The organism is Microbacterium sp. E-13, from assembly GCF_049912955.1.
Lineage (GTDB): Bacteria > Actinomycetota > Actinomycetes > Actinomycetales > Microbacteriaceae > Microbacterium.
This window is the reverse complement of sequence record NZ_CP183973.1, coordinates 1,001,468-1,024,620: the sequence shown is the minus strand read 5'-3', so window position 1 is coordinate 1,024,620 and position 23,153 is coordinate 1,001,468. Positions and strand designations below refer to the sequence as shown.

Here is a 23,153-nt window from a genome sequence, read left to right as displayed (position 1 = left end):
CTGCGCGCACATCAGCCCTTGACCGCCCCCGACACCAGACCGCTGGTCATGCGGTGCTGAACGATGAGGAAGAACACGATCACCGGGACGGCCATGATGGTCGACGCCGCCATGACGACGGCCCAGTCGGTGGCCTTCGTCGCCTGCACGAACGCGCGGAGCCAGATGGGCAGCGTGAGCGACTCGGGCCGCGTCATGATGACGAGTGCGAACACGAACTCGTTCCACGCCTGGATGATGGCGAACACGCCGGTCGCGATGAGGCCCGGGGCCAGCAGCGGGAATGTGATGCGCCAGAAGGCGCCCGATCGGCTGCACCCGTCGATCATGGCAGCTTCCTCCAGCTCGGCGGGAACCCCGTTTACGAAGCCGCGGAGCGTCCAGATGGTGAAGGGCAGCACGAACGCGATGTAGACGAAGCTCAAGCCGATGATCGAGTTGAGCAGATACCAGCCGTCGAGCACGCGGAACACCGAGACGATCATGGCTTCGGCCGGGATCATCTGGATGACGAGGATTGCGATGATGAAAGAGGTCCGCGTGCGGAAGCGGTAGCGCGACACGGCGATCGCGCCGAGGAACGCGAACCCGAGGGCCACCACGAGCGTGATGCCGGTGACGGCGACCGAGTTGAACAGCGCATTCAGCAGGCTGTCGTCGGTGAGCGCCTCCTGGTAGTTGCTCAGGGTGAATTCGTCCGGCCACCAGTGCGGCGTGGTCGAGCGCACCGCCGAGGCCGGCAGCAGGGACGTGTTGATCATCCAGTACACCGGGAACAGCGACGCCACGATCACGACCGCGGCGGCAGCGTTCAGGAGCACCCGCGCGATCGCGCGGCGAGGGCGGGCGATCATGACTCCTCCTTGAGCATGGTGCGGATCCAGTACCCGGAGATGGCCAGGAGGATGACGACGAGGATCACCGAGATCGCGCCGCCGGCGCCGAGGTCGCCCGAGGCCATGGACACGCTGTAGATGTACACGCCGATCGTGTTGGTCTCGGCGCGCACGCCGCCGATGGACTGCAGCGCGTAGATCTGCGCGAAGACGCGCAGATCCCAGATCACCTGCAGCACGAGCAGCACGAGGAGGATCGACCGGAGGTAGGGGAAGACGATGAGGCGGAATCGGGCCAGGCCCCCGGCGCCGTCGAGGGACGCCGCCTCGAGCACCTCGTCGGGCACCTGGGTCAGCGCAGCATACGTGCTGAAGGCGACGAAGGGGATCGCACCCCACGTGATGATGATGGCGGCCACCGCGTAGAAGCTGATCGGCTCGATGAGCCAGCTGTGGCCGATCCAGTTCTCACCGGTGAGCTGGGTGAGCACGTAGTTCACGAGGCCGTACTGGGTGTCGAAGATCCAGCCCCACACGATCGTCGCCGTGAGCGCGGGCATCGCCCACGCCAGCAGGAGGGAGACCGAGACCGCCGTGCGCATGACAGCGCCGAGCTTCGTCATCATCACCGCGATCGCGACGCCGAGCAGCATCGTGGCGACGACGCTCACGACGCACAGGGCGACGCTGCGGCCGAGCACCGCCCAGAACTCGGGATCGGTGAGCACGGCAAGGTAGTTGTCGATGCCGATGAACTCCGGCGGCGCGCCGAAGATCTGCGCACGGCCGAACTTCTGGAACGACATGATCACCAGCTGGACGAGCGGCCAGCCGATGAAGACGACGAGCATGATGAGCGCCGGCGTCAGGAGCGCGAGGGGCGCCCAGGGGAAGCGGCGCTTCCGGGGCTGCTCGGGGTCTGGCCGCGACTGGGGTGACGCCGCCGGCGGCGCGGACGCCTCTGCGGGGATCGTCGTCATGACGCACCTCCTCTCAAGATTCTGTGGGCCCGCGAGCGGGCATGGAATGGGGTGCCTCGCGGCACGAGGCACCCCATTCCCGGATGTCAGCCGTTCAGGATCGATTCGATCTGCTCGTCGGCGGCCGTGGCGAGCTCCTTGAGGTCGCCGCCGTTCGCGATGTTGACGAACAGGTCCTGCATGACGCCCTGCGCCTCGACGTCGGCCCAGTTGGGCGATGCCGGCGTCAGCTTGGCGCCTGCAGCGGCGTCGGCGATGACGGTGGCGAGCTCCGGTGTCGCCGCGGCGACCTTGTCACCGAGCGAGACCAGTGCGGGGACCAGGCCGTTCTCGGCGAGGATCGTCTGGTACTCGTCGCTCAGCATGATCTCGAGCGCGCTCTTGGCGAGGTCGGGGTTCTTCGACTTGGCAGCGATGCCGACGTTCGAGCCGCCCGCGAACACCTGAGCGGCGCCGCCCTCCATACCGGGGAGCGCGTAGTACCCGGTCACGTCCGCGACGGCCGTCGGCTGCTTGTCCTCGTCGGCGACGATCGACCAGTACGCCCAGCTCGGTGCCGAGTAGGTGGCGGACTGCTCGGTGCGGAAGGGCACCCAGCCGTCGGCCTCGTCGCCGTCCTTGGGAGCCAGCGACGCCTTGGTCATGAGCTCCTGCACCTGCGCCAGGCCTGCGAGGGACTCCTCGCTCGACAGCTGCGCGTCCCACTCGTCGCCGTCCTGGACGGCGATCTCGCCGCCGTTCTCCCAGATGAAGGGCAGAGCGTTGTACCAGTCCTTGCCGGGGAAGTAGACGCCTGAGACGCCCGGCAGCGCGCCGGCGAGGGTCACACCGTTCGAGACGTACTCGTCGAGGGTCGTGGGCACCGCGACGCCCGCCTTCTCGTACATCGACGTGTTGTAGAACACGACGCGCGCGCCCGAGTAGTACGGCGCGGCGTACAGCGTGCCGTCCCAGCTGCCGGCCTCGACGAAGCCGGGCAGCAGGTCGTCGCCGCCGAGGTCGCCCTCGATGTCGGCGAGGCTCAGGAGAGCGCCGCTCGACGTGAAGGCGGGCGCCTGCGTGTTGCCCATCTCGACGATGTCGGGGCTGTCGTTCGACGACAGGCTCGTGGTGAGCTTGTCGACGAGGCCGGTCCACTGCTGCTCCTCGATGACCAGCTTCGACCCGGGGTTCTCGTCTTCGAAGGTCTTCTTCAGGTAGTCGCGAGCGTCCTGCGGCGTGTCGGTGCCGACGAGCCACACACGGATCTCGGCGCCTTCCTCGGACGACGAGCCGCCGTCGTTGCTGCCGCCGGCGCAGCCGGCGAGCACCAGTGCCGAGGCGCCGATGAGCGCCACAGCTCCGAGCGTCTTCTTCATGGTGTCTTCCTTCGTGTTCTGTTGGTGTTCTCTTGGTTCGGCTGGGCCGGTGGCCCATCCAGGGGGAATCGGGGTTCCGGGGTTCCCGGAGAGACAGCGCTGTCAGGACACCCCGAGTTGGCCTGACAGGACCATGACGGCCGCGCCGCGCAGGACGATGTCCTCGCCTTGCTCCGTCATCCGCACTTGCACGCCCTCGTCGACGGACGGCGCGAGCGTGCGCGCGCGCAGGGTCTCGACGGTCTGATCCGCGAGGGATCCGCCGAGGAGTTCAGGGGGGCCGGAGAGCACGATCTCCGACACGTCGAGTGTTCCGACCACGGGAGCCAGTGCGATGCCGAGCCGCTCCCCCGCATCGCGCAGAACGCCTTCGCGACCGTCGGGATCGGCGGCCGCGGCCAGCCGCTTCGACAGCGAGGGCACCGACAGCCAGGCTTCGAGGCATCCCACCTTCCCGCACGCGCACGGCGGGCCGCCGTCGGTTCCGACGGTGACGTGGCCGATCTCACCCGCGGCGAATCGGCTGCCGCGCATGGGCCGGCCCGCGAGGAGCAGCCCCGAGCCGACGCCTCGACCGACCTTGACGAGAAGCACGTCGTCGGGCGCGCCGCCGAAGGTGTACTCCGCCAGCACGGCTGCGTTGGCGTCGTTGGCGACGAGGACAGGAAGGCCGAGAGCGCCGCGCAGCGCCCCTTCGAGGTCGAAGCCGGCCCATCCGAAGTTCGGAGCGGTGAGGATGACGCCGCGGTCGTCGACGACACCCGGCGTGCCGACGCCGATGCCGAGCACCGGCGCATGCGACTCGGCGACCAGCGCGCGCGCGAGCTCGACCACGGTGTCGACGACGTCCTCATCGGCGGGGAGCGCCACCTCGCGGCGGGCCACGATGCCGCCGTCGAGGGTGAGGACCGCGCCGATGAACGTCTCGCTGCCCGACAGGTCGAGTCCGATGATGCGGTGGCCGGCGTGGTCGAGGTCGACCAGGATCGCGGGCTTTCCGGGGCCGGACGCCTCGCGCACCCCCAGCTCTGCCACGAATCCGTCGGCGATGAGCTCGGCCACGAGATCGGAGATCGTGACGCGCGTGAGGCCGGTCTCACGCGACAGGTCGGCCCGGCTCATCGCCCCCTGGTGGAAGAGGGTCTGCAGTACGAGCGAGCGGTTGTGGCCACGAGCGTGCTCGGGCAGGACCTTCGCCCCCTGGCGCAGCGTGCGGCCCGGCGCGAAGGCCCGAGCCGTCGCACCCTGCGGCGAGTCGACAAGGGCCGCACTCCGCGGCGCTTCCATCTCAGGCATGTTTGTTAGTAGACCTTACGAACTAAGATTCCGCAAGAGCTCGAGCCCATTTTGGTTAGAGGCTTTACAAAATCGTGACCTCACGGCGGATGCCGCGGGAGCAGCGCGCTCGCGGATTCCGCACGTGACCGGCGATTCGTCGTGATGAGCCCGTAACCGAACCACCCCTGTCCGTCGCCTACCATGGGGAGAAGCGTTGATCACAGTCGGGGGTGTAGGCGTGACAGATCTGTCGACCACGTCGCAGGCAGGCAAGACGTCCGGGGGCGATGCCGGCGAGGCCGAAGAGGCCGCCGAGCCCACCGATGCTGCGCCCTCCGACGGCTCCCCCGTCTACGCGTGGGGGCCCGCCGAGTCTGCGCCGAAGAAGAAGCGCACGGTCGTCTGGATCAGCGTCGCCGCGGGTATCGCCGTCGTCGGCCTCGTGGTGTCGTCGCTCGTGCTCATCGCCCCGGGAACGGCGGTGGCCGGCGTTCCGGTCGGCGGAATGACGCCGGGTGCCGCAGCCGACGCGATCGCCCAGCGCCTCTCCGAGACGACAGTCGTGCTGACCGGAGCGGGCGACGACGCCGAGGTCACCGGCGCCGACCTCGGCGCGACAGTCGATGCACAGGCCCTCGCCGACGCCGCGTTCGCCCAGCATCCGATGTGGAACCCGACGGCGTGGTTCGCCGCCACGGAAGCCGAGATCACGGTCGACCCCGTGACGGCGGCGGCCGCTCTGCGCGAAGCCGTGCCGCAGCTCTCCATCGAGCCGGTCGACGCCACCCTCGCCTTCGACGCGGCCTCGGCGGCGTACGTCTCGACGCCGGCGGTCGCCGGCACGGGAGTCGACGTCGCCACCGTGCAGGAAGCGCTGCAGGCGGCGTTCGACGCCGGGCAGACCCGTGTCGAGCTGGAGGCCGTCCAGACCGAGGTGCCCGCCGACATCTCCACCGAAACCGCCGACGCCACCGTGGCGCAGCTGAACGGCATTCTCGACAGCGTCGGCTTCTACGTGGGCGAGGAGCGCACGGTGCCGGTCGACCGCGCGGTCGCGGCATCCTGGCTGACGGTCACCCCCGACGACGGCGCCTTCACCATCACCGCCGACAGCACCGCCATCCAGGCGGTCGTCGACACGCTGCCCGGACTCGTGAATCGCGCACCGGTCCACGCGACCGTCGTCACGAACTCGGCAGGCAACGCGCTGAGGACCATCGTCGTCGGCGCCACCGGCCGCGAACTGGGCGATACGTCGGGCATCGCCGATGCCTTCGCCGCCGAACTGGCGACTGCCGACGCCGCCTATCAGCTTCCCGTCACCGAGACCGCGTTCGAGACGACGAACCTGCACCGGTACATCGACGTCAACCTGTCGACTCAGAGGGCGACCCTCTTCGAGAACGACGGCGTGGTCGGCAGCTACACGGTCTCGTCCGGCCTCTCACCCAACAACACCCCCACCGGCAACTTCAGCGTGTTCGCGCACGTGCGGGAGCAGGACATGGGGGCGCTCTGCTACAACCCCAACGCCGTGAACAGCTACTGCACGCCGGACGTGCCGTGGGTGACGTACTTCGCGCCCGACATCGCCTTCCACGGCGCCTCGGCCTTCCGCAGCCAGCTGGGCTTCCCGCAGAGCCACGGCTGCGTCAACATGTGGAACGACGACGCCCGATTCGTCTACAACTGGGCGGTCGAGGGCACCGAGGTCTCGGTCCACTACTGACCCCTGGGGCTCGGAGCGACCACCGGACCACGTGATGCGGACGCGAGAGCGGATGCCCCGTGCCGGGGCATCCGCTCTGCTCTTGCCTTCGACGCTCAGAGCGCGTCGATCACCCCATTGAAGGTTTCCGAGGGACGCATGACGCGCTCGACCAGTGCGGCGTCGGGACGGTAGTAGCCGCCGATCTCGACCGGCGAGCCCTGCACCGCGAGGAGCTCGTCCACGATGCGCTGCTCGTTCGACGCGAGTGCCTCCGCCACGGGCGCGAACGCCGCCGCCAGCTCGGGATCGGCCTGCTGCTTCGCGAGCTCCTGCGTCCAGTACAGCGCGAGGTAGAAGTGGCTGCCGCGGTTGTCGATCGTGCCGAGCGCGCGGCCCGGCGACTTGTCGTTCTCGAGGAACGTGCCGGTCGCGGCGTCGAGAGTGTCGGCGAGCACCTGTGCCTTGACGTTGCCGGTGAAGTCGGCGAGGTGCTCGAGCGAGGCCGCCAGGGCGAAGAACTCGCCGAGCGAGTCCCACCGGAGGTAGTCCTCGGCCAGCAGCTGCTGCACGTGCTTGGGAGCGGACCCTCCAGCACCCGTCTCGAACAGTCCGCCGCCGGCGAGCAGCGGAACGATCGAGAGCATCTTGGCGCTTGTTCCGACCTCGAGGATCGGGAACAGGTCGGTGAGGTAGTCGCGCAGCACGTTGCCGGTGACCGAGATCGTGTCTTCGCCCTTGCGCATGCGCGCGAGCGTGTACTTCGTCGCCTCGGCCGGGGGCAGGATGACGATCTCGACGCCCTTGGTGTCGAGGCCGGCAAGCGCCTGGTGCACCTTGGCGATCAGTTGCGCGTCGTGCGCGCGGTTCAGGTCGAGCCAGAACACCGCCGGCACGCCGGTCGCCCGGGCGCGGGTGACGGCCAGCTTCACCCAGTCGATGACCGGGATGTGCTTGGTCTGGGTGGCGCGCCAGATGTCGCCGGCTTCGACCTCGTGCTGCAGCAGCACGGCGCCCTGGCCGTCGACGATCTGCATCGCGCCCGCCGACGGCACCTCGAACGTCTTGTCGTGGCTGCCGTACTCCTCGGCCGCCTGCGCCATGAGGCCCACGTTCGGCACCGTGCCGATGGTGGCGGGGTCGAGCGGGCCGTTCGCGTTGACGTCGTCGATCACGGCCTGGTAGACGCCGGAGTACGACGAGTCGGGGATGACCGCGATGGTGTCGTCCTCGGCGCCGGTCGCGTCCCACAGCTTGCCGCCGTTGCGCACGAGCGCCGGCATCGAGGCGTCGACGATCACGTCGGACGGCACGTGGAGGTTGGTGATGCCCTTGTCGCTGTTCACGTACGACAGTCGCGGGCCGTCCTGGATGGCCTTGTCGAAGGCCGCCGCGATGTCGGCGCCGCCCTCGATCTCGGACAGGCCGGCGAGGATCGCCCCGAGTCCGTCGTTGCCGGTCAGGCCGGCCTCGGCGAGCTTGTCACCGTAGGTGTCGAAGACGTCGGCGAAGAAGGCGCGCACGACGTGGCCGAAGATGATCGGGTCGCTGACCTTCATCATCGTGGCCTTGAGATGCACCGAGTAGAGGACGTTCTCTTCCTTGGCCTGCGCGACCGTCTCGGCGAGGAACGCGTCGAGGGCCTCGGCGGAGAGGAACGTCGCGTCGATGATCTCGCGCGGCAGCACCTTGAGGTTGTCCTTCAGCACGGTCACGGTGCCGTCTGCGGCGACGTGCTGGATCTTCAGCACGTCGTCGTGCGCGGCGACCCAGGACTTCTCGTTCGACTTGAAGTCGTCGTGGCCCATCGTGGCGACGCGGGTCTTCGACCCGGCGGCGAACGCCTTGTTGCGGTGCGGGTGCTTGCGCGCGTAGTTCTTCACCGACAGCGGCGCACGGCGATCGCTGTTGCCCTCGCGGAGCACAGGGTTGACGGCCGAGCCCTTGATGCGGTCGTACCGGGCGCGGACGTCCTTGTCTTCGACCGACTCCGCCTCGTCCGGGTAATCGGGAACGTCGTAGCCCTGCGACTGCAGCTCGGCGATCGCGGCCTTCAGCTGCGGGATCGAGGCCGAGATGTTCGGCAGCTTGATGATGTTGGCCTCGGGGAGGGTGGCGAGGCCGCCGAGCTCGGCGAGCGCGTCGCCGACCTGCTGCTCGGGGGTCAGGTTCTGCGGGAACGCCGCGAGGATGCGGCCCGCGAGCGAGATGTCGCGGGTCTCGACATCCACCCCCGCCTGGCGGGTGACAGCCTGCACGATCGGCAGGAATGATGCGGTCGCGAGAGCCGGGGCCTCGTCGGTGTAGGTGTAGATGATGGTCGAGTCGGTCACCAGTCACGTCCTTCTTGCGGGTCGTCCGTCAGCCTATCGCAAGCAGCGGAGATATCTCGATGTCAAGATACTTCGACGGCCGGCCGGGTCGTAACACGTGAGGTGGAGGATGCCGGATGTCGCGGTTCCTACTAGCCTGACCCCATGGGTGATCTCCGGCTCGTCGAACTGTCCGCTGCGACAATCGTGGCGGTCAACAATATGTCGCTGAAGCCCGGGCAGGAGGAGTACCTGTCCCCGGTCAGCTACGGCATCGCCGCGACCGTGGTGAATCCGCAGACGACCTGGCAGCGCGTCGTGCTCGACGGCGAGGAGGTCGTCGCCTTCGTGAGCGGCAACTTCGACCCCGACGATCCGCAGGAGCATTTCCGCTCGGTGCTGTGGCGCATCAACGTCGACGCCGACGACCAGGGCCGGGGCGTCGGCCGCTTCGCGGTGGCCGGTCTCCTCGAAGAGGCGCGCAACCGCGGGATGGACCACGTGAACGTCATCTACGAAGCCGGCGAGGGCGGCCCTCAGGCCTTCTTCGAGCGCGTGGGCTTCACACCCGTCGGCGAGACCGAGTACGGTGAGGTCATCGCGGAGATCCGTCTCTGACGGGACGACCCGCTCTCCCCCGCCGCTCGGCGCACCTCGGCGCTCCAGAGACCGGCGGCGGGGCCTCGAATACCCCTCCCCCATCGAGGCCTCGTCGCCCTCTCCTCACCGTCCAAAGGCGTGCGCGCGACGCGTTAGGGTAACTCCGTGCCGAGATTCGACCTCTCTCCCGCCGACCTCGAGACCTACGCTCCGCAGGTGATCGAACCTGGAGACTTCGACGCCTTCTGGGCGGACACCATCGCCGAGTCGCGCCGGTGGGATGCCGCACCCGAGCTGGTTCGCCTGAACACCCCGTACCGGCTCGTCGACATCTTCGACGTGACCTTCTCGGGCTTCGGCGGCGACCCGGTGAAGGCGTGGCTGACGCTTCCCGCCGGCGCGGAGGGCCCCCTTCCCGCGGTCGTCGAGTTCCAGGGCTACGGCGGCGGCCGGGGTCTCGCCGGCGAACGCCTCGGCTGGGCCGCCGCGGGGTACGCGCATCTCTTCATGGACACCCGCGGGCAGGGCTCCATGTGGGGCTCGGGCGGCGACACCCTCGACCCGCATGGCACCGGACCCTCGTCGTCGGGCTTCATGACCCGCGGCATCGAGAACCCTGAGACGTACTACTACCGCCGCGTGTTCACCGACGCCGTGCGCGCGGTCGACGCCATGAGATCACTCCCCCAGGTCGACGCCGACCGGGTCGCCGTGTGCGGGGCGAGCCAGGGCGGCGGCATCGCGATCGCGGCGGCCGGTCTCTCCGACGGCATCGTCGCCGTCATGCCCGACGTGCCGTTCCTGTGCCATTTCGAGCGCGCCGTCGGCCTCACCGACGCCGACCCGTATCAGGAGGTCGTGCGCTACCTCGCGGTGCACCGCGGGCGCGACGAGCGCGTGTTCGAGACCCTCTCGTACTTCGACGGCGTCAACATGGCCAAGCGGGCGGATTCCCCGGCCCTGTACTCCGTCGCCCTCATGGACACCATCTGCCCGCCCTCGACGGTCTACGCGGCCTTCAACCGCCACGCCGCGGCGTCCAAGCAGATCGAGGTCTACACCCACAACGGACACGAGGGCGGCCAGGCGTACCAGTTCGCCAAGCAGGCCCGCTTCCTGCAGGCGCTCGCCTGACGGGCGGACCGGGCAGGGGAGCAGGAGAGACCGTGAAGACCGTACTCGCCATCGACGCCGGCCAGACGGGCATCAAGGTGCGCGTGCGCGGGCACGACCTCGTGTTTCCGGGCATCCGCACCGGCGAGCCGCTGCTCCCCCAGCTCGCCGAGGTGACGCACGCCGCGATCGAGCGCACCGGGGCCGACGTCTCGGTGGTGAGCGCGGGCGTCTCGGGGCTCACCGACCGGGAGGCGGATGCTGCCGGCCTCCTCTCCCGCATCGAGGACGCCGCGGTGCGCGAGGTGATCCTCGCGCACGACTCGACCACGTCGTTCCTGGGCGCGCTCGGCGACACCCGCGGGGCCGTGGTCGCGGCGGGAACCGGGGTCGTGACGCTCGCCGTCGGCGCCGAGCGCGTCGCACGCGTCGACGGCTGGGGTCACCTCATAGGCGACGCCGGCAGTGGCTACTGGATCGGCCGCGAGGCGCTCGACGCGGTGATGCGCGATTTCGACGGCCGTGGCCCCGCGACCGGCCTGCGCGCCGTCGCGGAGGAGCGCTGGCCCGACCTGGCCCAGGCGTACATCGACCTGCAGTCCGATCCCGAGCGCGTGAGCGTCGTCGCCTCGTTCGCCGAGCAGGTCGCGCGGTTGGCCTCGAGCGGCGACGCGGTGTCGCAGCGGATCACCGTACGGGCCGGAGGCGAGCTCGCCCACAGCGTCGAGACGGCGCTGCGCCGGGTGAGGTCCGACGAGCCCGGCGAGCGCTTCGAGGCCTGCGCCATCGGCGGCGTCTTCCGCTCGTCCCACCTGCGCGAGGCGTTCGCCTCGCACATCGGCGCGAGCGAGCTCGCCGTCACCCTCGTGGAGCCTCACGGCGAGGGGATCGACGGCGCGGTCGCCCTCGCCGGCCTGGCGGCGCAGCATCCGCTCGCCCACGCCGTCTCGACCGCCCGCGCCTGACCCTCACCCGAGCGCCCTGGGGTCAGACGAGCGACTCGCGCCACGACGCGTGCAGCTGGGCGAACTTGCCGTCGCCGCCGATGAGCGCCTCGGGGGTGTCGTCCTCGATGATCTCACCGTGCTCCATGACGAGCACGCGGTCGGCGATGGCGACCGTCGACAGGCGGTGCGCGATGATGATCGCGGTGCGGTCGGCGAGCAGCGTCTGCAGCGCCTCCTGGATCTGGCGCTCCGACGGGATGTCGAGCGACGCCGTCGCCTCGTCGAGGATGAGCACCGCCGGATCGGCGAGGAACGCCCGCGCGAACGAGATCAGCTGCCGCTGCCCCGCCGACACCCGGCCGCCGCGCTTGTTCACGTCGGTGTCGTAGCCGTCGGGCAGCGCCTCGATGAAGGCATCCGCGCCCACCGCCCGCGCGGCCGACTTGATCTGCTCGAGGGTCGCGTCGGGCCTTCCGAGCGCGATGTTGTCGGCCACCGTGCCGCTGAAGAGGTACGCCTCCTGCGTGACCATCACGATCGCGCGGCGGAGGTCCTTCGGGTGCAGGTTGCGCAGATCGACGCCGTCGAGCGTCACCGCGCCCCGGGTCGGATCGTAGAACCGCGACACGAGCTTGGCGAGCGTGGACTTGCCCGCGCCCGTCGTGCCCACGAGCGCGATGGTCTGCCCGGCCGGGATGTCGAGCGAGAAGTCGGGAAGGATGACGCGGTCCCGCGAGTACCCGAACAGCACGTCCTCGAACCGGATGTGGCCCTTCGCCGTCCACAGGTCGACCGGCTTCTTGGGATCGGGAACCGTCGGCTCCTCCTCCAGCACGCCCGACACCTTCTCCAGGGCCGCCGTCGCGGACTGGTACGAGTTCAGGAAGAACGCGACCTCCTGCAGCGGCGAGAAGAAGTTGCGGACGTACAGCACCGCCGACAGCAGGAAGCCGATCTCCATCGCGCCGTCGGCCACCCGGATCCCGCCCCACACGACGACCAGGGCGAGCGTGACGGAGGCGACCGCCATCAGTCCCGGCTCGAACGTGCCGAACAGGCGGATCGAGCGGATGTTGACGTCGCGGTAGTTCATCGCCTGGGCGCCGAACTCCTCGTCGTTGCGGGCCTCCTTGCGGAACGCCTTCACGGCGCGGATGCCCGTCATCGTCTCGACGAACTTGACGATGACGCCGGCGCTGATCACTCGCGACTCGCGGTACACCCGCTGCGACCGCGTGTAGAACCAGCGCATCAGCAGGAACAACGGGATGCCCATGACAGTCAGGATCACCCCCGACTGCCAGTCCACGAGGTACAGCGCCACGAGCGTGAACGCCCCGAAGAGGATGCCCGACACCAGCTCGTTGAGGCCGCCGTCGAGCAGTTCGCGGATGGTGTCGAGGTCGCTCGTCTGCCGCGAGATGATGCGGCCCGACGTGTACGACTCGTGGAACTCCAGGCTCAGGCGCTGGGTGTGCAGGAAGATGCGCTTGCGCAGATCCAGCATGATCGCCTGGGTGAGACGCGCCGCGACGACGACGTACCAGCCGATGAGCGCCGCGCCCGCGAGCGCGGTCACCAGGTACACCGCGACGACGAGGATCGTTGGCATCCAGTCCATGCGCTCGACCGCAGCGGGCAGGGCGTTGTTGATCCCGATGCCGATGAGCCAGGGGCCGGCGACCCGCAGCGCCGTCGAGACGACGAGCACGACGCCGGCGAGGATCAGCTGCCCGCGCACCGGCGTGACCAGGGAGCCGAGCAGCCGCAGCGAGCGCTTACGGATCGCCTGGCTCTCGGCGCGTGTGTAGTCGGAACGGTCTTCGCCTCTCGTCCCGGTCACGGTCGCGCTCATCGGGTCACCTCCCATTCGTCGTCGTGCTGTCCCGCCCGGACGCGGGCGGGTTCCTGAGCCTGTTGAAGGGCGACCTCGAGGCTCGAGATCACGTGGCGGTAGTGCTCGCTCGTCCGCAGCAGCTCGGAGTGCGTGCCGACCGCGGTCACGCGCCCGGCCTCCAGCAGCGCGACACGGTCGGCGAGCGTGACGGTCGAGGGCCGGTGCGCGACGACGAGGGCGGTCGTGTCGTGGAGCACCTCGCGAAGCGCGTCCTCCACGAGCGCTTCGGTGTCGACGTCGAGCGCCGACAGCGGATCGTCGAGCACGAGCACGGCCGGACGCGCCGCCACCGCGCGCGCCAGTGCGAGCCGCTGACGCTGACCGCCCGAGAGCGACAGCCCCTCTTCGCCGATGATGGTGTCGACGCCGTCCGGCAGGTCGTCGACGAAGGATGCCTGGGCCACCGTCAGCGCCTCGCGCAGCACGTGCTCCGCCTCGGGGCTGCCCGGGACGAGGTCTTCCCGGCCGAGCAGCACGTTGTCGCGCACGGACTGCGAGAACAGCGTCGCGTCCTCGAACGCCATGCCGATGTGCCGGCGCAGTTCGGTGAGCGTGAGGTCGCGCACGTCGACGCCGTCCAGCGTCACGCGCCCGCCCGTCACGTCGTAGAGGCGCGTGGGCAGGGTGGTGAGGGTGGTCTTGCCCGAGCCGGTGAGCCCGACGAGCGCCATGGTCTCCCCCGGCCGCAGCACGAGGTCGACGCCGTCGAGCAGGTCCCGCTCGCGGTCGGCCGCATCCTGATACCGGAAGTGCACGCCCTCGAACGCGAGCTCGCCGCGCGGCGCCGCGATCGTGACAGGCTCCTCAGGGTCGACGATCGTGTTCTCCTCGTCGAACACCTCGAAGATGCGATCGGTGGCGGTGCGGGCGTCGAGCAGGAACGAGAAAAGGAAGCCGATCGACTCCACCGGCCACCGCAGCACGGTCGCCATGGCGAAGAAGGCGATCAGCTCCGCCCCCTGGAGCTGGCCGAGGGCAGTGAGATAGATGCCGGCGCCGAGGCAGAGCGCGAAGGCGATGTCGGGCAGCAGCACGAGCCAGAACCAGATCCAGCCGACCGCACGGGCCTTGCGGAGCTCGGTCTCGCGCAGCGTCTCGGCCTGCCGTGTGAACTTCTGCAGCGCGTGCTTGCCGCGCCCGAACGCCTTCAGCACGCGGATGCCGTGGACGCTCTCTTCGACCGAGGTCGCGAGATCGCCCGCCTGGTCCTGCGACTGACGGGTGAGGGTGCCGTACGCCTTCTCGAACCGGTATCCCGCGTACCACAGCGGTGCCGATGTCACGAGGAAGATCGTGCCCAGCAGCCAGTGCCAGCGGAACAGCAGGGCCGTGCCGACGGCGATCGTGATCGCGTTCACCACGAGCAGCACGAGTCCGAAGGCGAGCCACCGGCGCAGCATGCTCATGTCCTGCATCATGCGGCTGAGCAGCTGGCCGGACTGCCAGCGGTCGTGGAATGCGACGGGCAGCCGCTGCAGCCGCGAGTAGAAGGTCTGGCGCAGGTCGTACTCGACGAGGGTCGCTGGACCCAGCACGAACCAGCGCCGCAGCCACACCATGGCGGCCTCGGCGAGGCCGAGCCCGAGGATCGCGGCGGACCCCCACGCGATGGCGGTGATGTCGCCGGAGGCGATCGGCCCCTGCACCACCTGTTCGAGCACGAGGGGGATGCCGAGGGCGAGCAGGCTCGCCACGAGGGCGCTGACCGCCCCGAGGGTCAGGCGCGGCAGCACCGGCTTGGTGAACGGGAGGAGTCGCGCGAGGGCTCTGGGCGTGGACAGTCGAGACCCGTGCGGCGGTTGTGATCGCTCAGGCGTGGCGGTGGTGGTCATGATCCTCGGGGGCGGTGTCGAACGGGGCGACCCGTCGTCGGGTCGTGGAGCATCGCGCTCCATGGGAGCGCTGTCATTGAGAAGGTTCCGTCAGAGCGGAACGCTCCGGCGCACGGCTGTATGCCGACGCCGGCGGGGCGAGGAGCGCGAGAAGCGGTCTACCCCTGGATGCGGGGACGCGGCACGCGGAAGGCGGTGCGGGGTCCCGCGGCGCGGAGGACGAATGCGGTCTTCACGGCGACGGCGGCCTGATACATTTCTTCCTCCTCGGGCTCAGCGGAAAGGTCTGCGCGCATCCGCCAGGTCGAAGCGGCGCGACAGCCCACCAGCCTAACCCTGGGAGTTGCCTGACTGCAACAACCGCCTTCCACGAAAACGGTGGCGTGACGGCGGTCAGGCGACGGCGGCCGGCGGGGCGGTCAGGCGACGAGGGCCGGCACGCCGGCCTCGCGGTCGAGCAGGCGCTGCTTCACGCCGAGCCCCCACGCGAACCCGCCGAGCGTGCCGTCCGAGCGCAGCACGCGGTGACAGGGAACGAAGAGCGCGGGGGCATTGCGAGCGCAGATGGATGCCGCGGCCCGCACCGCGCTCGGAGAGCCCAGCTCGCCCGCGAACTCGGTGTAGGTGAGCGGTCGGCCGGGACGGATGCGCCGCAGCGCCGTCCAGCCGGCCAACTGCATCGCCGTGCCGAACTGCGCCACTGCCACGTCGTCGATGGCGGCGAGGTCGCCGTCGTAGTACGCGGCGACCGCGGCCGCGGCATCCGTCTCCCCCACGTCGATGACCGACGGGCGCGCGCGCTCCGGCAGGCGGGCGAGGATGGCGTCGGCATCGGTCGTCCAGCCCGAGGCGAGGACCCGCCCGCTGTCGTCGGCGAGGATCGTGAACGCGCCGTCGGGGGTGTCGACGGTCTGGATGGTCGCGGTGGTCATGAGACGCCTCCGGTGGTCGGTGCTTCGGAAAGGGATGTTCGGGACGCCATGGCTCGCTCCGCGTTCCGCGCACCCACGGCGACCCGCCGCGTGGCGGGAGCCTTCGGCGGCACGGCGCGCCACAGGTGGGCGGTGAGGTAGCTGCGCCACGGCGCCGTGCGCGCAGCCCACGTGTCGAGCGCGCGCGGCCCCGCCGGGAGGCCCACGGCAGCCGCGCCCGACCGCACCGCGACGTCGCCGGGGAGGAACACGTCGGGGTCGCCCAGCACGCGCATGCGCACGTAGTCGGCGGTCCACGGGCCGATGCCCGGCACGGCGAGCAGAGCAGCCCGCTGCTCGCCCGCGTCGTCGCCGGCCGTGAGCGTCAGCGTGCCGTCGGCGAGCGCCGCGGCCACACCGGTCACCGCGCGGATGCGGGCCGCAGGCCCGCGCAGCACCTCGTGCCCGCGCTCGGCGATGGCGGCCATCGTCGGGAACAGCCGCACCGGCTCCGACCCGCCGCCGGGGCCGGTCGCGACACCGGCGAGCGACGGGACCTCCTCGCCGAGCGCGGCGGTGAGGGCCGTCAGCGCCGTGCGCGCGGCGGCGACCGTGATCTGCTGGCCGATCATCGCGCGGATGAGCATCTCGTGCGGGTCGGCGGCACCCGGAACCCGGATGCCGGGCAGTCCGGCGACGAGCGGGGCGAGCTGCGGATGCTGCGCCAGCGACTCGTCGACGGCATCAGGGTCGGCGTCGAGGTCGAACAGACGCCGCGCGCGCGTGACGAGCGTGGAGAGGTCGGCGAGGTTGGTGAGCGCCGCACGCAGCCGGACGCGGCCCAGGTCATCGAGGCGCAGTTCGAACCAGGCGGGGCCGTGGGGAAGGCCGAGGGTGCGCGCGAAGGTGGATGCTGTGGCGTGCTCGGCGCCCGAGACGGCCCGCGCGGCCATCCAGGCGAACAGCCCCGCCGCATCCAGCGCGCCGCGATGCGGCAGAGCGAGGTCGATCGCCACGCCCGGCATGGCGTCCCGACCCGCGGGCGCCTCGGAGCGCGCGGCCCGCCGCCGTGCGCGCAGCTCGAGCGGCGGCATCCCGAACACCTCCCGCACCGTGTCGTTGAACTGGCGCACACTCGCGAACCCCGACGAGAAGGCGACGTCTGCCGCGGGGAGGTCTGTTCCCACGAGCAGCATGCGCGCCGTCTGCGCGCGATGCGCGCGGCTGAGGGCGAGCGGCCCGGCGCCGAGCTCGGCGGTGAGCAGCCGCGTGAGATGCCGCGGCGAGTAGCCGAGGCGACGGGCCAGTCCCGGGACGCCCTCGCGCTCGACGACCCCGTCGGCGATGAGGCGCATGGCGCGGCCGGCGGTGTCGCCCCGGAGGTTCCACTGCGGTGAGCCGGGAGCCGCCTCGGGCAGGCACCGCTTGCAGGCCCGGTAGCCCGCCTCATGGGCGGCAGCGCTCGTCGGGTAGAACGTGACGTTCGAGCGCTTGGGGGTTCGAGCAGGGCAGCTGGGCCGGCAGTAGATGCCCGTCGAGCGCACGGCGGTGACGAACTGACCGTCGAAGCGGGCATCGCGCGAGTCGATCGCGCGATAGCGCTCGTCGAATGACATGGATGCGGCTCTCGCCACGTCGAATGACATGGATGCGGCTCTCGCCGTGTCGGGTGCCATCGCCGGGTTCATGCCCCTAGCCTGACACGCGCCGCCGACATCGGCTCGCGGAAATCGGACACGGCCATCAGGTTGCGGCGCCAGCGGGGCCAATGCTCCGCATCGACCCGACCGGGGTGCCCCCACGCTCCCCGACCGCCGCGAGACCCCAGATGGCGGACGAGACCCTGGGGCAACCCCCGGGTCTCGTCCCTCGGCTGGGGTCTCGCTGCCATACGCCGGGCGAGGTCAGTGGAAGAAGTGGCGCTCGTTCGTGAAGAACATCGTGACGTTCGCGGCCTGCGCCGCGGCGATGACCTCATCGTCGCGCACCGAGCCACCGGGCTGCACGATCGCCGAGATGCCGGCGTCGAGCAGGATCTGGGGCCCGTCGGCGAAGGGGAAGAACGCGTCGGATGCCGCCACCGACCCCGCGGCACGGTCACCCGCCCGCTCGACCGCCAGCCGGCACGAGTCGACGCGGTTGACCTGGCCCATGCCGATGCCGACCGTCGCCGAGTTCTTGGCGAGCACGATGGCGTTCGACTTGACGGCGCGGCAGGCCTTCCACGCGAAGATGAGGTTCGTCATCTCGTCGTCGGCCGGGCGCTCGCCCGAGACGAGCTGCCAGTCCTTGGCGACGGATTCGATGTCGTCGGGGAAGCGGTCGGCGTCCTGCAGCAGCAGGCCGCCCGAGACGAGGCGCACATCCTGGCGCTCCTGCTGCCAGTCGGCCGGCAGCTGCAGAACCCGCAGATTCTTCTTCGACTTGAAGACCTCGAGGGCCTCCGGCTCGAACGAGGGCGCGACGATGACCTCGGTGAAGATGTCCTTGAGATTCTCGGCCATCTTGAGCGTCACCGTACCGTTGGCCGCGATCACGCCACCGTACGCCGACACGGGGTCGCACTCGTGGGCGCGCAGGTGGGCGCTCGCGATCGGGTCGAGCGCGTTCGGCGCCGTCACGGCGATGCCGCACGGATTGGCGTGCTTGATGATCGCCACGGCGGGCTTGATCATGTCGAACGCGGCCCGCAACGCCGCATCCGCGTCGACGTAGTTGTTGTACGACATCTCCTTGCCCTGCAGCTGCGCCGCCTGCGCGATGCCGTGGCCGCCGTTGCGGGTGTAGATGGCGGCGCGCTGGTGCGAGTTCTCGCCGTAGCGGAGGGTGGCCAGGCGCTCGGCCTTGATCGTGAGGTGCGCGGGCAGGTCGTCTTCGAGGAGCGTCCCCTCCGAGAACCAGGTGGCCACGGCGCGGTCGTACTCGGCGGTGTGCGCGAAGGCGCGGGCCGCGAGCTCCCGCCTCTGCACAAGGGTGGTGCCGCCGGCGCGGACGGCGTCGATGACGGCCGGGTACGACGTCGGCGAGACCACGATGGCGACGTTGGCGTAGTTCTTCGCCGACGCCCGCACCATCGCCGGACCGCCGATGTCGATCTGCTCGACGACGTCGTCGCCCTCCGCGCCCGAGCGCACGGTCTCGACGAAGGGGTAGAGGTTGACGACGACGAGTTCGAACGGCGCGATGTCGAGCTCGTCGAGCTGGCGCTCGTGGTCCGCGAGACGGAGGTCGGCCAGAAGCCCGGCGTGCACGCTCGGGTGCAGCGTCTTGACGCGGCCGTCGAGCGACTCCGGGAAGCCGGTCACGGAGGCCACGTCGGTGACGGTGTACCCCGCCTCGCGCAGCAGCGTGGCGGAGCCGCCCGTCGACACGATCTCGACACCCGCGGCGGCGAGCGCCTCGCCGAGGACGAGAAGATCGGTCTTGTCGCTCACCGACACGAGAGCCCGGCGAACCGGGACGACGTCGCGGGGACGGTACAGGGCGGGGTCGTGGCTCGGTCCGGCCATGGCGGATCTCCTCGGGGGGATAGGGGTCAGAGCTGGGCGCTCGCGGACGCGGCCGCGAGATCGAGATCGCCGGTCGCGATGCGGCGAACCACGTCGATCAGCAGACGGCGTTCGACGGGCTTGATGCGCTCGTGCAGGGCGTGCTCGTCATCGCCGGGCAGTACGGGAACGCGCTCCTGGGCGAGGATCGGCCCCGAGTCGACCCCGTTGTCGACGATGATCACGCTGGCGCCCGTCTGAGTGACCTCTGCGGCGAGCGCGTCGCGCACGCCGTGCGCCCCGGGAAATTCGGGGAGGTACGCGGGGTGCGTGTTGATGATGCGCGGCGACCAGGCGTCGACGAGGTCGGCGGGGAGCAGGCGCATGAGCCCGCTCAGCACCACCAGATCGGGTCGCCACACGTCGAGCTGGGCGCCGAGCTCCGCACCCCACTCGTCACGGCTCGCGAACTGCGCGAACGGGACCATGAAGGTCGGGATGCCGTACTCCTCGGCATGGGCGAACCCGTCGGCTTCGCGATCGCCGCCGACGACGACGACGCGAGCGGGGAAATCGGCGTCCGCGGCCGCATCGAGGAGAGCGCGCAGGTTCGACCCTGTGCCCGAGATGAGGACAGCGACCGTGAGCACCCGATCAGTTTACTGGGAACCTCGAGCGCCGCCGGGCGCCCCCTCGACGGACGCTGCCCGCTCGCCTCCGGCGAGGGTGCGACGGCCCGAGCGGGGCGACAGCAGCAGGATCGCCGCGCCGAGCAGCACCTCGAGGCCGACGGCGAGACCGACGGGGCCCGGCTGGGGACCGAACTCGGCGAGCCGACCGGGGCCGAGCGACCCCGACGCCGCGAACGCGAGCAGGGCTGCTCCGAGCCCGGCCACGATGGCGATCCCCGCCGTCACCACGAGGCGCGCCGCGATCGGATCCTCCGCATGGTCGACCACGACCTCGGCGTCCGCGAACGGATCGGCCTCGGCGACGTCCACGCGAGCCGGAGCCGAGAGGAGGCCCGTCAGGGCCGCGGTCTTCGACGGGTCGAATCGGGACGATACCGGCCGTCCGTCGAGCGCGGGCTCCGGCATCCGTCGCGATCCCGTCCCCTCGCCGACGTGCAGCAGCCGCGAACGCGCGATCCAGCCGGCCAGCGCGCCGAGGCCCACCGGCACCAGCGCGAGCAGCAGCAGCCATGACGTGGTCGACTCGGGAATGGCACCCAGGGCCGGCAACCCGGGAACGACGCCCACCTGGGTGGCCGCCGGCGACACGGACGTGCCCGCGCCGACCGCGAAGCCGGGGCCGGTCACGAAGCTCATGCCCCACACCGCGAGCGTGGGCACGTACGCCAGCTGCGCGAGCGTCAGGACGGTGGCGCCGATCCCGTCGACGTCGCCGGCCTGGAACAGCGCGACGATCTGCCCGGCGCGCGCGAACAGCGCCACCGCGGCGATCGCCGCCCCGGCACCGACGAGGCCGACGAGTGCGACGGCCGATCCGCGGGCGACCAGCGCCGGTACGTGACCCCACTCGTGCGGCAGAGCCTCGATCCGGTCACGCAGCCGCGCGACCGCACCGGAACCCGCCTCGGACCACTCCGTCACCACCGCGGCGACGAGCGCCGGCAGCGCGAACACGAGGGTCGGCACGAGGATCGCCTGCCACGTCTCGGCATGGGCGACGTCGTTCGCGCCGGTCATCGCCGCGCCGGTGGCCAATGCCGCGAACACGAGGGTCGAGGTGCCCACGCCCGTCAGCCACGCGTCGGAGTGCGAGGCCCGCGCCCCCGACCGCGCGGCGAAGATCGCCGTGAACGAGGCGAAGGCGAGCGGCGCCAGGGAGAGGACGAAGGATGCCGCCGCGCTGTCGATCCCCGTCGCGGCGAGGTACGTCGGCGGCAGTTCGACGTGCAGCGGCACGAGGTTGCCCAGCTGCCACACCGAGACGGCGGCCGGCCACAGCACGCCCCAGTCGGCTCCCCCGCCGAAGCCGAACACCCAGAGCAGGGTGAGCGGTGCGAGGGTCGCGGCGATGCCGACGGCCGCCGCGATGGCGGCGTCGACGGTTGCGAGAAGGGCGATGATGAGGCGGTGCATGCGCCATCGACCCTACTTCCAGCGTCGGGGCTTCCGGGGTGGCCGCGCGCAGGGAGGCGGCATCCGTCCAAGAATCCGCTGCCCCCGCGAACGACTAACGTTGTATGACGGAGGTCACCTACAAATGAGCGCTGCCCCGTCCACGTCGTCGAACGCACCCGAAGCACTCGACGTCGACGAGACACCGGAGCCGAAGAACGGCTTCGACAGGTTCTTCGAGATCACGCGACGCGGTTCGACGCTCGGCACCGAGGTGCGAGGGGGCGTCGTCACGTTCGTGGCGATGGCCTACATCGTGATCCTCAACCCGATCATCCTCTCCAGCGGCGTCGACATCGACGGCAACAGCCTCGGCTTCACGCAGGTGGCGGCGACGACCGCCCTCACGGCGGGCGTGATGACGGTGCTCTTCGGCCTCGTCACGCGTCTGCCGTTCGCGTTCGCCGCGGGCCTCGGCATCAACTCGTTCCTGGCCGTGTCGGTCGTGGGTCAGGTCACGTGGCCCGAGGCGATGGGGCTCGTCGTCATCAACGGCGTGATCATCGTGCTGCTGGCGGCCACCGGGCTCCGCCGCATGATCTTCGACGCCGTGCCGATTCAGCTGAAGCTCGCGATCACGGTCGGAATCGGCCTGTTCATCGCGTTCATCGGCTTCGTCAACGCCGGCTTCGTCACCGCCACGGGAGCGTCCTCGCCGCCCATCGGCCTGGGCGTCAACGGGTCGGTGGCCACGGTTCCGACCATCATCTTCGTCTTCACGCTGCTGCTGACGGGCGTCCTGCTCGCCCGCAAGGTGAAGGGCGGCATCCTGATCGGCCTCGTCAGCGGCACGATCGTCGCCGTCATCGTGGAGGCCATCTGGAACCTCGGCCCGATGTTCGACGGCGACGAGGTCCACCCGGGCGGCTGGAGTCTGTCGGTCCCCGAACTTCCGGCGTCGATCGTCAGCGTGCCCGACCTGTCGCTGGTCGGCCAGATCTCGTTCGGCTCGTTCGAGCGCATCGGCGTGCTCGCTGCGCTCATGCTCGTCTTCACCCTCGTCTTCACGAACTTCTTCGATGCCATGGGCACCATGACGGGCCTGTCGAAAGAGGCGGGCCTCGCGAACGAGAAGGGCGACTTCCCGCGCATCAGGTCGGCGCTCATCGTCGAGGGCGTCGGCGCGGTCGCCGGTGGCTTCACCTCGAGCTCGTCGAACACCGTCTTCATCGAGTCGGGCTCCGGCATCGGCGAGGGCGCCCGCACGGGATTCGCGAACGTCGTCACCGGCGCGCTCTTCCTCGTCGCGATGTTCTTCACGCCGCTCGTGTCGATCGTGCCGACCGAGGTGGCCGCGGCGGCCCTCGTCATCGTGGGTGCGCTCATGATGGCCCAGATCCGCTTCATCGACTTCTCGGACTTCTCGGTGCTCCTTCCGGTCTTCCTCGCCGTCACGGTGATGCCCCTGACGTACTCGATCGCCAACGGCATCGGCGCGGGCTTCATCGCGTGGGTCGTCGTCCGCTCGCTGTCGGGCAAGGCGCGCGAGATCAGCCCCCTGCTGTGGATCGTCGCGGCAGGATTCGTGCTCTACTTCACCCGCGGGCCCCTCGAGGCCATGCTCGGCTGAGCCCTCTCACGGGACGCAAGCGGATGCCTCGGCTCGAGGCATCCGCTTCGTCGTTCCGGTGTGGCGGTCGTTTCGGTGTGGCGCCCCGCACTCATCAGGCGCCGCCGATCGGCACGTTCCGAAAAGGGCGATGAACTTCCGGCTCACACGGGTCGTGGAACGCGGACGCGGATACCGTC

17 protein-coding genes are annotated in these 23,153 nt (G+C 70.3%); 5 read left to right on the top strand and 12 right to left on the bottom strand.

Annotated elements, in window-relative coordinates:
• Positions 1 to 11: 11 nt before the first annotated feature.
• The 4 genes from ACN9MP_RS04600 to ACN9MP_RS04585 form a co-directional block, all read right to left on the bottom strand.
• Positions 12 to 854 carry a carbohydrate ABC transporter permease gene (locus ACN9MP_RS04600; RefSeq protein ID WP_426324140.1) on the bottom strand — a complete coding sequence of 281 codons (843 nt, stop codon included), beginning with the start codon at positions 852 to 854 and terminating at the stop codon, positions 12 to 14.
• Positions 851 to 1,816: a carbohydrate ABC transporter permease gene (locus ACN9MP_RS04595; RefSeq protein WP_426324139.1), complete on the bottom strand. Its 966-nt coding sequence runs from the start codon at positions 1,814 to 1,816 to the stop codon at positions 851 to 853. Before ACN9MP_RS04595 ends, ACN9MP_RS04600 begins: the two co-directional genes overlap by 4 nt.
• Before the next feature lie 86 nt (positions 1,817 to 1,902).
• Positions 1,903 to 3,174 carry an extracellular solute-binding protein gene (locus ACN9MP_RS04590; RefSeq protein ID WP_426324138.1) on the bottom strand — a complete coding sequence of 424 codons (1,272 nt, stop codon included), beginning with the start codon at positions 3,172 to 3,174 and terminating at the stop codon, positions 1,903 to 1,905.
• A 102-nt stretch (positions 3,175 to 3,276) separates the two neighbouring features.
• On the bottom strand, positions 3,277 to 4,470 hold the full coding sequence (locus ACN9MP_RS04585) for an ROK family transcriptional regulator (RefSeq protein ID WP_426324137.1): 1,194 nt from the start codon (positions 4,468 to 4,470) through the stop codon (positions 3,277 to 3,279).
• Between the two features lie 220 nt (positions 4,471 to 4,690).
• Between ACN9MP_RS04585 and ACN9MP_RS04580 the strand changes: the two genes are divergently transcribed.
• Positions 4,691 to 6,181, top strand: a complete 1,491-nt coding sequence (locus tag ACN9MP_RS04580) for a L,D-transpeptidase family protein (protein ID WP_426324136.1) — start codon at positions 4,691 to 4,693, stop codon at positions 6,179 to 6,181.
• A gap of 95 nt (positions 6,182 to 6,276) precedes the next feature.
• On the opposite strand, the gene ACN9MP_RS04575 is transcribed toward ACN9MP_RS04580, so the two are convergent.
• Positions 6,277 to 8,493: an NADP-dependent isocitrate dehydrogenase gene (locus ACN9MP_RS04575; protein ID WP_426324135.1), complete on the bottom strand. Its 2,217-nt coding sequence runs from the start codon at positions 8,491 to 8,493 to the stop codon at positions 6,277 to 6,279.
• Between the two features lie 144 nt (positions 8,494 to 8,637).
• On the opposite strand from ACN9MP_RS04575, the gene ACN9MP_RS04570 reads away from it, so the two are divergent.
• The 3 genes from ACN9MP_RS04570 (at position 8,638) to ACN9MP_RS04560 (ending at position 11,150) form a co-directional block, all read left to right on the top strand.
• A complete protein-coding gene (locus ACN9MP_RS04570; RefSeq protein WP_192635906.1) occupies positions 8,638 to 9,090 on the top strand; it encodes a GNAT family N-acetyltransferase in 453 nt (150 codons plus the stop codon).
• Between the two features lie 147 nt (positions 9,091 to 9,237).
• A complete protein-coding gene (locus ACN9MP_RS04565; RefSeq protein ID WP_426324134.1) occupies positions 9,238 to 10,206 on the top strand; it encodes an acetylxylan esterase in 969 nt (322 codons plus the stop codon).
• 32 nt (positions 10,207 to 10,238) lie between these two features.
• Entirely contained in the window at positions 10,239 to 11,150 is a 912-nt protein-coding gene (locus ACN9MP_RS04560) for an N-acetylglucosamine kinase (RefSeq protein ID WP_426324133.1), read from the top strand.
• Between the two features lie 22 nt (positions 11,151 to 11,172).
• Here the strand turns inward: ACN9MP_RS04560 and ACN9MP_RS04555 are convergent, their stop codons facing one another.
• From ACN9MP_RS04555 to ACN9MP_RS04525, 7 genes are all read right to left on the bottom strand, one after another.
• Positions 11,173 to 12,987 carry an ABC transporter ATP-binding protein gene (locus ACN9MP_RS04555; RefSeq protein ID WP_426324132.1) on the bottom strand — a complete coding sequence of 605 codons (1,815 nt, stop codon included), beginning with the start codon at positions 12,985 to 12,987 and terminating at the stop codon, positions 11,173 to 11,175.
• Entirely contained in the window at positions 12,984 to 14,861 is a 1,878-nt protein-coding gene (locus tag ACN9MP_RS04550) for an ABC transporter ATP-binding protein (protein WP_426324131.1), read from the bottom strand. Before ACN9MP_RS04550 ends, ACN9MP_RS04555 begins: the two co-directional genes overlap by 4 nt.
• Before the next feature lie 419 nt (positions 14,862 to 15,280).
• Positions 15,281 to 15,793, bottom strand: a complete 513-nt coding sequence (locus tag ACN9MP_RS04545; RefSeq protein ID WP_426324130.1) for a methylated-DNA--[protein]-cysteine S-methyltransferase — start codon at positions 15,791 to 15,793, stop codon at positions 15,281 to 15,283.
• Positions 15,790 to 17,388: an Ada metal-binding domain-containing protein gene (locus ACN9MP_RS04540; protein WP_426326199.1), complete on the bottom strand. Its 1,599-nt coding sequence runs from the start codon at positions 17,386 to 17,388 to the stop codon at positions 15,790 to 15,792. Before ACN9MP_RS04540 ends, ACN9MP_RS04545 begins: the two co-directional genes overlap by 4 nt.
• A 288-nt stretch (positions 17,389 to 17,676) precedes the next feature.
• Positions 17,677 to 19,281 carry a bifunctional phosphoribosylaminoimidazolecarboxamide formyltransferase/IMP cyclohydrolase gene (gene purH, locus ACN9MP_RS04535; RefSeq protein ID WP_426324129.1) on the bottom strand — a complete coding sequence of 535 codons (1,605 nt, stop codon included), beginning with the start codon at positions 19,279 to 19,281 and terminating at the stop codon, positions 17,677 to 17,679.
• A gap of 26 nt (positions 19,282 to 19,307) precedes the next feature.
• The gene (gene purN, locus ACN9MP_RS04530) at positions 19,308 to 19,910 is read right to left on the bottom strand and encodes a phosphoribosylglycinamide formyltransferase (RefSeq protein ID WP_426324128.1); all 603 of its coding nucleotides are present in this window, start codon (positions 19,908 to 19,910) and stop codon (positions 19,308 to 19,310) included.
• A 9-nt stretch (positions 19,911 to 19,919) separates the two neighbouring features.
• Positions 19,920 to 21,365 carry a DUF6350 family protein gene (locus tag ACN9MP_RS04525; protein ID WP_426324127.1) on the bottom strand — a complete coding sequence of 482 codons (1,446 nt, stop codon included), beginning with the start codon at positions 21,363 to 21,365 and terminating at the stop codon, positions 19,920 to 19,922.
• 124 nt (positions 21,366 to 21,489) lie between these two features.
• Between ACN9MP_RS04525 and ACN9MP_RS04520 the strand changes: the two genes are divergently transcribed.
• Complete coding sequence (locus ACN9MP_RS04520; protein ID WP_426324126.1) at positions 21,490 to 22,974, top strand: NCS2 family permease; 1,485 nt, start codon at positions 21,490 to 21,492, stop codon at positions 22,972 to 22,974.
• Positions 22,975 to 23,153 lie beyond the last annotated feature (179 nt).